The sequence below is a fragment of the Bradyrhizobium sp. CIR18 genome, from assembly GCF_014198295.1.
Taxonomy (GTDB): domain Bacteria; phylum Pseudomonadota; class Alphaproteobacteria; order Rhizobiales; family Xanthobacteraceae; genus Bradyrhizobium.
This window is the reverse complement of the sequence record NZ_JACIHF010000003.1, coordinates 395,472-407,638: the sequence shown is the minus strand read 5'-3', so window position 1 is coordinate 407,638 and position 12,167 is coordinate 395,472. Positions and strand designations below refer to the sequence as shown.

General features: G+C 64.6%; 9 protein-coding genes. 3 read left to right on the top strand and 6 right to left on the bottom strand.

Features of this window, described 5'->3' with window-relative positions:
* Positions 1-61: 61 nt before the first annotated feature.
* The 3 genes from GGD65_RS14860 (at position 62) to GGD65_RS14850 (ending at position 4,708) form a co-directional block, all read left to right on the top strand.
* Positions 62-1,678 (top strand): acyl-CoA carboxylase subunit beta, encoded by a 1,617-nt coding sequence (locus GGD65_RS14860; protein ID WP_183235732.1) that lies wholly within the window; start codon positions 62-64, stop codon positions 1,676-1,678.
* Positions 1,675-3,648, top strand: coding sequence for an acetyl-CoA carboxylase biotin carboxylase subunit (locus tag GGD65_RS14855; protein ID WP_183235731.1), 1,974 nt, complete (start codon positions 1,675-1,677; stop codon positions 3,646-3,648). The genes GGD65_RS14860 and GGD65_RS14855 overlap by 4 nt, the downstream gene beginning before the upstream one ends.
* Positions 3,649-3,898: 250 nt before the next feature.
* Positions 3,899-4,708 carry a hypothetical protein gene (locus GGD65_RS14850; protein WP_183235730.1) on the top strand — a complete coding sequence of 270 codons (810 nt, stop codon included), beginning with the start codon at positions 3,899-3,901 and terminating at the stop codon, positions 4,706-4,708.
* 120 nt (positions 4,709-4,828) lie between these two features.
* Here GGD65_RS14850 and GGD65_RS14845 read toward each other — a convergent pair whose 3' ends face one another.
* The 6 genes from GGD65_RS14845 to GGD65_RS14820 form a co-directional block, all read right to left on the bottom strand.
* Positions 4,829-5,824 carry an ABC transporter ATP-binding protein gene (locus tag GGD65_RS14845; RefSeq protein WP_183235729.1) on the bottom strand — a complete coding sequence of 332 codons (996 nt, stop codon included), beginning with the start codon at positions 5,822-5,824 and terminating at the stop codon, positions 4,829-4,831.
* Positions 5,821-6,828 (bottom strand): ABC transporter ATP-binding protein, encoded by a 1,008-nt coding sequence (locus tag GGD65_RS14840; RefSeq protein ID WP_183235728.1) that lies wholly within the window; start codon positions 6,826-6,828, stop codon positions 5,821-5,823. Before GGD65_RS14840 ends, GGD65_RS14845 begins: the two co-directional genes overlap by 4 nt.
* The gene (locus tag GGD65_RS14835; protein WP_018316802.1) at positions 6,828-7,721 is read right to left on the bottom strand and encodes an ABC transporter permease; all 894 of its coding nucleotides are present in this window, start codon (positions 7,719-7,721) and stop codon (positions 6,828-6,830) included. Before GGD65_RS14835 ends, GGD65_RS14840 begins: the two co-directional genes overlap by 1 nt.
* A gap of 9 nt (positions 7,722-7,730) precedes the next feature.
* A complete protein-coding gene (locus tag GGD65_RS14830; RefSeq protein ID WP_018316803.1) occupies positions 7,731-8,678 on the bottom strand; it encodes an ABC transporter permease in 948 nt (315 codons plus the stop codon).
* 106 nt (positions 8,679-8,784) lie between these two features.
* Complete coding sequence (locus tag GGD65_RS14825; protein WP_183235727.1) at positions 8,785-10,383, bottom strand: ABC transporter substrate-binding protein; 1,599 nt, start codon at positions 10,381-10,383, stop codon at positions 8,785-8,787.
* A gap of 228 nt (positions 10,384-10,611) precedes the next feature.
* Entirely contained in the window at positions 10,612-12,162 is a 1,551-nt protein-coding gene (locus tag GGD65_RS14820; protein ID WP_183235726.1) for an AMP-binding protein, read from the bottom strand.
* Positions 12,163-12,167: the final 5 nt, after the last annotated feature.

Genomic DNA, 12,167 nt, shown 5'->3' with positions numbered 1-12,167 from the left:
GCGGAAACAGACTGAATTGCTTCGTCGCTTCGCTCCTCGCAATGACGGGTAGGATAGAGTCATGTCCATTCTCGAAAACACCATCTCCCCCGGCGGCGCCGCCTACCACGCCAACCGCGACGGCATGCTCGGCCTGATCGATCGCATGCGCGCGCTGGAAGAGCGCACCCGCGCGGCGTCGGCGGCGGCGAAGGATCGCTTTCACAAGCGCGGCCAACTGCTGCCGCGCGAGCGCGTCGCGCTGGTGCTCGATCCCGGCGCGCCCTTCATCGAGCTGTCGACGCTCGCCGGCTACATGTTCGATGTACCCGACGCGACCAAGAGCGTGCCCGGCGGCGGCGTCATCGCGGGCATCGGCTTCGTCTCGGGCATTCGCTGCATGGTCAGCGCCAGCGATTCCGGCATCGATGCCGGTGCGCTGCAGCCTTACGGTCTCGACAAGACGTTGCGGGTGCAGGAGCTCGCGCTGGAGAACAAGCTGCCCTACGTGCAACTGGTCGAAAGCGCCGGCGCCAACCTGTTGCGCTACCGCGTCGAGGACTTTGTCCGCGGCGGCAACATTTTTCGCAATCTGGCGCGGCTCTCTGCGGCAGGCCTGCCCGTCGTCACCGTCACGCACGGTTCCTCGACTGCCGGCGGCGCCTATCAGACGGGTCTCTCCGACTACATCGTCATGGTGCGCGGCCGTACCCGCGCCTTCCTCGCGGGGCCGCCGCTGCTGAAGGCCGCGACCGGCGAGATCGCTACGGAAGAAGAGCTCGGTGGCGCCGAGATGCACACGCAAGTGTCTGGTCTCGGCGACTACCTCGCCGAGGACGACCGCGATGCACTGCGCATCGCGCGCGAGATCATGGTGGCGCTGCAATGGGAGCGACCGGGCAGGACGGCGTCGGAATTCAAGCCGCCGCGCTACGACCAGGACGAGCTGCTCGGCATCATGCCGATGGACCACAAGCGCTCCGTCGACATGAAGCAGGTGATCGCACGTATCGTCGACGATTCCGATTTCACCGAGATGGCACCGAACTACGGACCCGCCACCGTCTGCGGCCACGCCCGCATCGAAGGACAAGCGATCGGCATCATCACCAACAACGGGCCGCTCGATCCCGCCGGCGCCAACAAGGCGACGCATTTCATCCAGGCCTGCTGCCAGACCCGCACGCCAATCCTCTATCTCAACAACACCACCGGCTACATGGTCGGCAAGGCCTATGAAGAAGCTGGCATGATCAAGCACGGCTCGAAGATGATCCAGGCGGTGACCTCGGCGACGGTGCCGCAGATCACCATCTATTGCGGCGCCTCGTTCGGCGCCGGCAATTACGGCATGTGCGGCCGCGGCTTCCATCCGCGCTTCTGCTTCTCCTGGCCGAACGCCAAGACCGCGGTGATGGGCGGCGAGCAGGCCGCCGAGACCATGGCTATCGTGACGGAAGCGGCCGCCGCGAGGCGCGGGAAGCCGGTCGAAAAGGACAAGCTCGATGCCATGAAGGCGCAGATCATCGGCGTGTTCGACGGCCAGATGGATGTATTCTCGACCAGCGCGCGCGTGCTCGACGACGGGGTGATCGATCCGCGCGACACCCGCGCGGTGCTGTCCGAAGTGCTCGCGATCTGCCGCGAAGGCGACGCGCGGAATCCCCAGCGCATGCAGTTCTCGGTGGCCCGCCCATGAGGAACGGATCAGTGCAGCACCGGCCGTTCTTCAAGGTCCTGGTCGCCAATCGCGGCGAGATCGCATTGCGCGTGATGCGCAGCGCCCGGCAGCTCGGCCTTGGCGTCGTCGCGGTCTATTCGGATGCGGATCGCGATGCGATCCATGTGCAGCAGGCGGATCAGGCCGTGCGCATCGGCGAACCCTTGCCGGCGCAATCCTATCTCAACATCCCCGCGATCATCGCCGCGGCGAAAGCGAGCGGCGCAGATGCGGTTCATCCCGGCTACGGCTTCCTCGCCGAGAACGAGGATTTTGCGCGCGCCTGCAAGGATGCGGGCCTGGTCTTCATCGGCCCGTCGCCACAGGCGATCGAGGCGATGGGCAACAAGGCCGGCGCCAAGGAGATCATGAGGGAGGCCGGCGTGCCCTGCGTGCCCGGCTATCAGGGTGCCGATCAAGGCGATGAAGTCATGCTGGCGGAGGCCAGGAAGATCGGCTTTCCCGTGATGATCAAGGCGGTCGCCGGCGGCGGCGGTCGTGGCATGCGGCTCGTGACGGACGCGGCGTCCTTCCCGGATGCGCTGCGCAGTGCGCGGTCGGAGGCGAAGGCGGCGTTCGGCGACCCCACCGTCATTCTCGAACGCGCCATTCAGAACCCGCGCCATATCGAGATCCAGGTGTTCGGCGACAGCCATGGCAACGCCATCCATCTCGGCGAGCGTGACTGCTCGGTGCAGCGGCGGCACCAGAAGTTGATCGAGGAGGCGCCGTCGCCTGCGGTGACGCCGGTGTTGCGCGCGAAGATGGGTGAAGTCGCGGTCGCCGCGGTGAAGGCGCTGCGTTACGAAGGCGCCGGCACGCTGGAATTCCTGCTCGATGCCAGTGGCGAATTCTACTTCATGGAGATGAACACGCGTCTCCAGGTCGAGCATCCCGTGACAGAGGCGATCACCGGGCTGGATCTGGTCGAGCTGCAGCTGCGCGTCGCGCGCGGCGAGCCGTTGCCGGTGAAGCAGCAGGACGTCAAGTTCTCCGGCCATGCCATCGAAGTGCGGCTGTGCTCGGAAGATGCCGCGCACGACTTCATGCCGCAGTCGGGCCGCATGGCGCGCTGGCAGGTGCCTGACGGCATCCGCGTCGAGCACGCGCTGCGATCGGGCTCGGAGATCCCGCCGTTCTACGATTCCATGATCGCCAAGGTCATCAGCCACGGCGCGAGCCGCGAGGAGGCGCGGGGGCGACTGATCGTCGGCCTCGAGCAGCTGACCGCGTTCGGCGTGACCACCAACCAGTCGTTTCTGATGTCCTGCCTCCGTCATCCCGGCTTTGCCAGGGGCGAGGCGACGACGGCCTTCATCGGCACGCATCGCGACGAGCTGCTGGCACCGCGCGCGAACGCGGCATTTGACTTGGCGCTGGCGGGCCTGCTGCTCTATATCACCAACCCGCGCACACCGTCATGGCAGGGCGGGCGGAGCCTCGCTGCCACCTTTCCGCTGCCAGCGAAGATCGAGATCGCCGGTCAGACATACGAACTCGAAGTCACGCGCGAGCGCGATGGTAGCTACACCGTTGCCATCGACGGCCGGCGAAACACATTCGAAATTGATCAACTCGACGCCGACGCCGTCCGCTTCCGCCACGATGGCTTGATGGATAGTGCAAAATTCCTGCGCGACGGCGACCGCCTCTATCTCCAGCACCGTGGCATCCCGCTCGCGGTCAGCGATCTCACGCTCGCCGCGCCGAAGGCCACTGCTGCCAATGGCGGCGACGGCAAGGTGCGCGCCGCCATGAACGGCCGCGTCGTCGCCGTCCTGGTCAAGCCGGGTGACCGCGTCACCGCTGGCCAACCGGTTCTGACGCTTGAAGCGATGAAGATGGAGCACGTCCACAAGGCCGGCGTCGACGGCGTGGTGGCGGCTATCGACGTCGCCGAAGGCGAGCAGGTGACGACGGGCAGGATCGTTGCGGAAATCGGGGCATAGTCGGCGCCACGAACTCCGCAATCGTAGGGTGGGCAAAGGCGCAAAGCGCCGTGCCCACCATCTCGCGCTAATCGCAGAAAAGCCGTGGGCACGCTCCGCTTTGCCCACCCTACGGCATCTCGCGTGCGATAAAAATTCCCTTATTAATTCAGTCGCTTAATTGCGTATTGGCGCAAGGGGAGAAATTCAATTTGAACGGCGTTCATTTTCCAGCTACAAATAATGAACATTGTTCAATTTTGGAGCCGGCATGTTGCGCGTCAATGATCCCGCCCAAGCGACCAATCCGACGCTCTCGTCGGTATCCCGCCGCTTCTCGTTCGCCGCCCCACAACTCCGCGAGAGATACCTGATTGGGGCCCTCTGCGTTCTGGCGCTGTCGGCGCTCCTTGCCCCCGCGCTGCCCGCCGCCGCTTGGCACATCCCGCACTTCGTCGACAGTCGCACCTGGCTCGGCGTGCCCAACGCAGGCGATGTGCTGAGCAATCTCGCCTTTCTCGCGATGGGCGTCTGGGGCTCGGAGCGGCTGCGCGCCCGCCATGATGCGCCAGTGGGTGCAAGCTGGTTTTTCGTCGGCCTGATCCTCACCTGCCTGGGCTCAGGCTTCTATCATCTGGACCCCGACATGCCACAACGGCTCGTGGCTGATCGTCTCGGCATGGCGGTGGCATTCGCAGGCTTTCTGGGCATCGCGGCCAGTGAGCGCGTCAGTGTGCGCGCCGGCGAGGCGGTGCTGGTGCTGATGATGGTTGCGGGCTTGCTTGCTGCCTGGGTGGCACGCGAGAATCTCACGCCATGGGTGGTCGTGCAGTTCGGCGGCATGGCACTTGCCGTGGGACTGGCGTTGACGCGGCCGCAGCCTGGCGCGCTCGGCGTGCCGCTCGGCGGCGTGATCTTCTTTTATGTGCTGGCGAAGCTTTTCGAACTCGGTGACGCGCTCATTTTCGAAGCGACAGGACACATCGTCTCGGGCCACACGCTCAAGCATCTGGCCGCAGCGCTGGCGGCCTGGCCGGTGATCAGCACGCTCCGCAATCGTACCGAGCGTAGGGTGGATTAGCCGGCGGCCGCGCGAAGCGCGGTCCGCTGGCGTAATCCACCTCTTTGAGCTCCGCGGAAACAGAAGTGATGGGTTAGCCTTGCGGACCACGCTTCGCGAAGTCCGCAAGGCTAACCCACCCTACGGGACTGTGTTGCTCCGCCCCGTGCCCTCATTGAGCAGACATGCCACCTGATGCCCGTCGCCCGCGTCCAGCAGCGCCGGCCGCTCCGTCCTGCAACGCTCCATCGCAAATCGGCAGCGGGTGTGAAACGCGCAGCCTGAGGGTGGATTGACCGGGCTCGGCACATCGCCGTCGACCAGCGGCGCGAGCTTCTTCGCGAGCGGATTGGCGACCGGAACTGAGGCGAGCAGGGCCTGCGTGTAGGGATGGCGCGGATTGCGGAACAGCTCGTCCTTGCCCGCGATCTCGACGATGCGGCCGAGATACATCACGGCGACGCGGTGGCTGATGTGCGCGACCACGGCGAGGTCGTGCGCGATGAACAGATAGGAGAAGCCGTGCTGGCGCTGCAGGTCGATCAGCAGGTTGATCACCTGCGCCTGGATCGAGACGTCGAGCGCGGAGACCGGCTCGTCGCAGACGATCAGGCGCGGCTCCAGCGCCAGTGCGCGCGCGATGCAGATGCGCTGGCGCTGGCCGCCGGAGAATTGATGCGGGAAGTTGTGCATCTGATCGGCTCGCAAGCCCACCTGCTCGAACAGCGTTGCGACCCGCGCCTCCAGTTCCTTGCCGCTGGCGAGCCCGTGCACCGCAAGCGGCTCGCCAACGATGTCGCCGGCGGTCATGCGCGGATTGAGCGAGGCGAACGGGTCCTGGAAGACGATCTGCATCGAGCGCCGGTGCGGGCGCAGTGCTGCCTTGGACAGATGGGTGATATCCTCGCCGTCGAGGCGAATCTGGCCCGAGGTCGGCTCGACCAGCCGCAACACGCTGCGCGCCACCGTCGACTTGCCGCAACCGGACTCGCCGACGAGCCCGAGTGTCTCGCCGGCATGCAGCGAGAACGAGACGCCGTCGACCGAGTGCACGGTGCCGACCTGCCGGCGCAGCACGCCGGCCCGCACCGGGTAGTGCTTCTTGAGGTTGGTGACTTCGAGCAGAACGTCGCTCATGCCACCTCCGCGACTTCTTCCGCACGCCAGCAGGCGGCAAGATGTCCGCCGCCCCAATCCGCCAGCGGTGGATATTCAGCCTCGCAGCGCTTGATCGCGAGCTTGCAGCGCGGTGCGAAGGCGCATCCCTTCGGTAGCCGCACCAGCGACGGCACGGTGCCGGGAATTTCATTCAGCCGTGCCGGCGCCGCGACGCCGGATGCCGGCACCGCCGGGATCGAGGCCATCAGCCCGCGCGTATAAGGGTGCTTCGGCGCGGCGAACAGCGCTTCGACGCTGGCTTCCTCGACCTTGCGGCCCGCATACATCACGATCACGCGCTGCGCCGTCTGCGCGACCACGCCGAGATCATGCGTGATCAGCACGAGCCCGGTGCCGAGCTCCTTCTGCAGATCGAGGATCAGCGCCAGAATCTGCGCCTGGATGGTGACGTCGAGCGCCGTGGTCGGCTCGTCCGCGATCAGCAGCGCCGGTCGGCAGGCCAGCGCCATCGCGATCATCGCGCGCTGGCGCATGCCGCCGGAGAGTTGATGCGGATATTCCTTCGCGCGTCGCGCCGGCTCGGGAATGCGGACCAGGCGCAGCATCTCGACGGCGATATTCTGGGCCTCTTTGGCCGGGATGTTCCGGTGCAGCCGCACCGCCTCGACGATCTGGTCGCCGATCCGCATCACCGGATTGAGCGAGGTCATCGGCTCCTGGAAGATCATCGAGATGCGGTTGCCCCTGATGGCACGCATCTCCGCCTCGTCCAGCGCCAGCAGATCGGTGCCTTCGAGCGAGACGGAGCCGCCGACGATGCGGCCGGGCGGGTCGGGCACCAGCCGCATCAGCGACAGCGCGGTGACGCTCTTGCCGCAGCCGGATTCGCCGACGATCGCCAGCGTCTCGCCGCGCTTCACGGTAAAGGAGACGTCGTCGACCGCTTTGAACAGGCCGGAATTGGTGAAGAATACCGTTTTCAGGTTCTTCACATCGAGCACGAGGTCGGGTTTGTCAGCCATCAGCCGCGTTGCCTCGGATCAAGAATGTCGCGCAAGGCGTCGCCGAACAGGTTGGCGCCGAACACGGCGAGGCTGATCGCGATGCCCGGGAAGATCACCAGCCACGGCGCGGTGCGGACATATTCGGCGGCGGACTCCGAGAGCATGCGGCCCCATGATGGATAAGGCTCGGGAATGCCGAGGCCGAGGAAGGAGAGCGAGGCCTCGGTGAGGATGGTCGAGCCGAGCTGGGCGGTCGCGAGTACGATCAGCGGCGCCAGCGTGTTCGGCAGCACGTGGCGGAGCGCGATGCGCACTTCGCTCATGCCGATCGACTTGGCGGCTTCGATAAAGGGGAGTTCGCGCAGCGCCAGCGTGTTGGCGCGGATGACACGCGCGACCGTCGGGATCAGCGGAATGGCAATCGCAATGATCACGTTCGGCAGCGATGGGCCGAGCGCCGCCGTCATCACCAGCGCCAGGACCAGCAGCGGCAGCGCCTGGAGGACGTCGGAGACGCGCTGGAACACGAGATCGACCCAGCCGGAGAGATAGCCGGAGGTGAGGCCGACGATGACGCCGATCGTGCCGCCAAGCGCGGTCGAGCCGATCCCGACCGCCAGCGAGATCCGCGCGCCGTGGATGATGCGGCTGAACACGTCGCGGCCGAAGGAGTCCGTTCCCATCCAGTGCGCCAGGCTCGGGCGGGCGAGAGCGCGGGCCGAATCGATCGACAGGGGATCGTAGCGCGCGATGAAATCGGCGAAGACGGCCGTGAATACGAACACGGTCATGATGACGAGGCCCGCGGCACCCAGCACATGCCGCTGTGCCAAAAACAGTACGCGGCGCCAGCCCCCGGTCGCATGCGCGCCGGCCCGCCTCAGTTCAACGTCGAAGTCGATCGCGGCCAAATTGATCCCCTAATCCGTGTATCTGATGCGCGGATCGAACACGGCGTAGAGCATGTCGACGATGAAATTCGCGCTCACCACCACGACGGCGATCAGCATCACGAGGTTCTGCACGATCGGATAGTCACGCCAGCGGATCGCCTCGACCAGGAAGCGGGCGACGCCGGGGATGTTGAACACCGTCTCGGTGACGATCAGGCCGCCGATCAGGAACGCAGCCTCGATGCCGATCACGGTGATCACCGGCAGGATCGCGTTCTTCAGCGCGTGGTGATAGTTCACGGCGGCATCGGAGGCGCCCTTGGCGCGCGCGGTGCGGATGTAGTCCTGCCGCAGCACCTCCAGCATCGAGGATCGCGTGATGCGCATGGTCAGCGCGGCGCTGCGGAAACCGACCGCGGCGGCCGGTACGGCGTAGGTTGCGAACGCCTCGAGCCAGGTCTTCGGGTTTGGATTGAAGATCGGCATCTGGCCGAACATCGCCACCGACGCAGTCAGGATGAGCAGGCCGAGCCAGAACGAGGGCAGCGACAAGCCGCTCAAGCTGACGACACGCAATGCGTAATCCAGCCGTGTGCCCTGCTTCACCGCGCTGATGACGCCGAGCGGAATACCGATCGAGGCCGAGAATAGCAGCGCGAGGCCGGCTAGCTTTGCCGTGATCGGAATCCGCGGCAATATCTCCTGCAGCGCGGGCTTTTCGGAGACGTAGGAGTAGCCGAAGTCGCCGTGCAGAAAACCGCTGATCCAATGCCAATATTGCACGATCAGCGGCTGGTCGATGCCGAGCTCCTTCTCCAGATTGGCCTTGTCGGCGGGGTCGACATAGCCGGCGGCTGCGAACAGGATGTCGACGATGTTACCGGGCACGATGCGCAGCAGGACGAAGATGACGACCGAGATCCCAAACAGGGTCACGAGCATCAGGAACAGGCGTCGCACCAGATAGGCAAACATCCTTCGCCCTCCGCGAGCCGCTAGAGCATGATCCGGAAAGGTGCGCAGCGGTTTTCCGACAAGATCATGCTCAAAACCAAAATCCCGAAGCCTTCAGCCTGCCGCGCTACTTGTCGAGCCACGCGTCCTCGTAGCGAAAGCCGTTATAGGAGCTGTTCGACATGATCGTGATGCCCTTGACGTAGGGCTGCCAGCAGGTGCCGGCCCGTGCATGGAAGATGATCGGACGGGCAACGTCCTCCTGCAGCTTCTTGTCGATGTCCCACACCAGCGGCTTGCGCTTGGCGGTGTCGGTCTCCTGCGACTGCACGTCGAACAGCTTCTCGATCTCCTTGTTGCAGTAATTGGTGTAGTTCCGTTCCGAGCCGCAGGAATAGTTTTCGTAGAAGGACTGATCGGGGTCGTCGACGGAGTTGCCGGTCAGATTGAGGCCCAGCATGTAATCCTTGCGCGCGACTTTCGGGAACCAGTTCGCAGTTTCCACGACGTCGAGCTCGCCATCGATATAGATGCTCTTGAGCTGGTCGATCAGGATGACGGCGGGGTCGCGATATTCCGCCAGATTGCGCGTCGAGACCTTCACCGCGAGATGCTTGTCAGGACCGTAGCCCGCCTTCTGCATCAGCTTCTTTGCCTCTTCCCGATTCGCGTTCACGTCCCGGCCGTAGCCCGGAATGGTCTCAAGCTTGTCCTTGGGCATGCCCCAGATGCCCTGAGGCGGTGGCAGCATGGTGCCGCCGATATCGGCCTGGCCTTCGAACAGGATGTCGACGAAGGCCTTGCGGTCGAGCGCAAGCGCCACCGCCCGGCGAATATCGATGTTGTCGAATGGCGCCGAGGTCGAATTGACGATGATGTTGGTCGAAACGTTGGTCGGCTCGACCACGCAAGTCGCGTTCGGCGCCTGCGACTTGATGTCCTTCAGGAGCGGAATCGTGATGTGCGTCGGGAAGGTCATGTCGAACTTGCCGGCGACGAAAGCGAGAATCGCGGTCGAGCGGTTCGTGATGATCGTGTATTCAATGCCGTCGAGATAGGGCAGGCCCTTCTTCCAATAGTCCGGATTTCGCGTCAGCTTGATCGATTCATTGGCCTTGAACTCGACGAATTTAAACGGTCCGGTCCCGATCGGATGGGTGCGCATGTCCGCCGGCGAGACGTGACAGGGATAGACCGGCGTATAGCCGGACGCGAGCATCGCCAGCAGTGACGGCTGTGGCCGCTTCAGGTCGAAGGAGACCTCGAAATCGCCACTCGTCGTGATCTCGTTGACTTCGTTGTACCAGGCCTTGCGCGGATTCTGCCGAAGCTTCTGCTGCGATTTGCCCATCAGCAGATCGAAGCTGCATTTGACGTCGGCCGATGTGAACGGCTTGCCGTCGTGCCATTTGACGCCCTGGCGCAGCTTGAACGTCAGCTTCTTGTTGTCGCTGCTCCAGGACCAGCTTTCGGCGAGCTCAGGCCGCAGGGTCTCAGGACTGTTCTGCGCGATGTGCTGGTCGTAAATGACGAGGTTATTGAAGACGCCCATGAACGGCACGTTGACCGAATAGGTCGCGCCCTCGAGGATCGATGCGTTGGCCGGGCTGTCGCGGTGATACATTCGCAGGACGCCGCCCTGCTTGGGCTCGCCGGCGAGCGTGGTGGTTGAGGCCGTCAGCACAGATAGCGCCGCCATTGCGGCGAGCGCCCACACGCTCCGCATGCTCATCCTCCCTGGACGTCAGTCTTTTGGGCCTTTGCGGCCTGTTTGTCGCGACGATAGCACGCGAGTCGAGGGAGGCAACCGGTAAGGCCGCATGCCGCCTCGACAATTCGGATGACCGAAGGCCGCAGGTCTTCATGCTCTCACGATGTGAGAGTGCAGGTGCGAAGAGATGGTTCCGGTGCTGGTGTTGCGCGCAATCGTATCAACAAGCTCGCCGCCGCGCCCTCACACAATCCGCGACGCCTTGTTCCCCCAATACCGGTCCCGCAGCAGCCGCTTGTACAACTTCCCGGTCGGCAGCCGCGGCAATTCCTTCTCGAAATCGACCGAGCGCGGCACCTTCTGCCGTGACAGCGATTTTGCGCAGAATGCGATCAGCTCTTCGGCGAGCGCCTCGTCCGGCACGACATCAGGCATCGGCTGCACCACCGCCTTCACCTCTTCGCCGAGATCGGGATTGGGCACGCCGAACACCGCGGCATCGGCGACCTTGGGATGGGTGATCAGCAAATTCTCGCATTCCTGCGGGTAGATGTTCACGCCACCGGAGATGATCATGAAGGTGGCACGATCGGTGAGGTAGAGAAACCGGTCGGCATCGACATAGCCGACATCGCCGACCGTGCTCATGCTGCCGTCGGCCGAGCGCGCCTCCTTGGTCTTCTCCGGATCGTTGAAATATTCGAATGGCGAGGCGGTCTTGAACCAGACCTGGCCCGGAGTTCCGGTCGGACATTCCCGCATGCTCTCGTCGAGGATGTGGAGGTCGCCGAGCAGCACCTTGCCGACGGTGCCGCGATGGCTAAGCCATTCCTCGCTGTTGCAGGCGGTGAAGCCGAGGCCCTCCGTGGCGCCGTAATATTCGTGGATGATCGGTCCCCACCATTTGATGATGTCGTCCTTGACCAGGGCCGGGCAGGGCGCGGCGGCGTGGATCGCGATCTCCAGCGAGGACAGGTCGTAGCGCTTGCGCACCTCCTCCGGCAACTTCAGCATGCGCGAGAACATGGTCGGCACCAGCTGGGTGTGGGTGATGCCCCACCGCTGGACGAGCTCGAGGTAACGCTCGGGATCGAAGCTCTCCATGATGATCACGGTGCCGCCCATGCGGATCGTGAGGTTCACGGCCGCCTGCGGCGCCGAGTGATAGAGCGGGGCCGGCGAGAGGTAGACCATGCCCTCGCGGTAGTGCCAGAGCTTGGTCAGGAAATCGAACAGCGGCAGATTATGCTTCGGCGGCTCCTCCGGCAGCGGCCGCAGAATGCCTTTCGGCCGTCCCGTCGTGCCGGACGAATAGAGCATGGCGGTGCCGAGCCACTCATCCGCGATCGGCGTCGCCGGCAGACCAGCGGTCACGTCCGCGAGCCCGACGATGCGTTCGCTCTCGCCGGGCCCGTCGGCCACGATGCAGAGCTTGATGTCGGGGCAGGCCTTGATCGCCTCGCGGGCGATGGCGAGCTTCGCCACCGAGGTGATCAGGATCTTCGACTGGCTGTTGACCAGCAGATAGGCGAGCTCGCCCGGCGTCAGGAAGGAGTTGATGCAGGTGTAGTACAGCCCGGAGCGTTCGCCGGCGCCGCAGGCCTCCAGATAGCGCGAATTGTTCTCCATGAAGATCGAGTAATGGTCGAGCCGCTTCAGGCCGTGCTGGCGGAACAGATGGGCCAGCCGGTTGCTGCGCGCATCGAGCTCGCGATAGGTGACGGCCTCGCCTGTGGCCGCCATGATGAAGGCGGGCTGCAGCGGGCGTAGGCGGGCATGCTGACCTGGGTACATTTATC

Excerpts from the sequence above, each read along its gene's own strand:
- GGD65_RS14860 (WP_183235732.1), top strand. The coding sequence starts at position 62 with ATGTCCATTCTCGAAAACACCATCTCCCCCGGCGGCGCCGCCTACCAC.
- GGD65_RS14855 (WP_183235731.1), top strand. The coding sequence starts at position 1,675 with ATGAGGAACGGATCAGTGCAGCACCGGCCGTTCTTCAAGGTCCTGGTC.
- GGD65_RS14850 (WP_183235730.1), top strand. The coding sequence starts at position 3,899 with ATGTTGCGCGTCAATGATCCCGCCCAAGCGACCAATCCGACGCTCTCG.
- GGD65_RS14845 (WP_183235729.1), bottom strand. The coding sequence starts at position 5,824 with ATGAGCGACGTTCTGCTCGAAGTCACCAACCTCAAGAAGCACTACCCG.
- GGD65_RS14840 (WP_183235728.1), bottom strand. The coding sequence starts at position 6,828 with ATGGCTGACAAACCCGACCTCGTGCTCGATGTGAAGAACCTGAAAACG.
- GGD65_RS14830 (WP_018316803.1), bottom strand. The coding sequence starts at position 8,678 with ATGTTTGCCTATCTGGTGCGACGCCTGTTCCTGATGCTCGTGACCCTG.
- GGD65_RS14825 (WP_183235727.1), bottom strand. The coding sequence starts at position 10,383 with ATGCGGAGCGTGTGGGCGCTCGCCGCAATGGCGGCGCTATCTGTGCTG.
- GGD65_RS14820 (WP_183235726.1), bottom strand. The coding sequence starts at position 12,162 with ATGTACCCAGGTCAGCATGCCCGCCTACGCCCGCTGCAGCCCGCCTTC.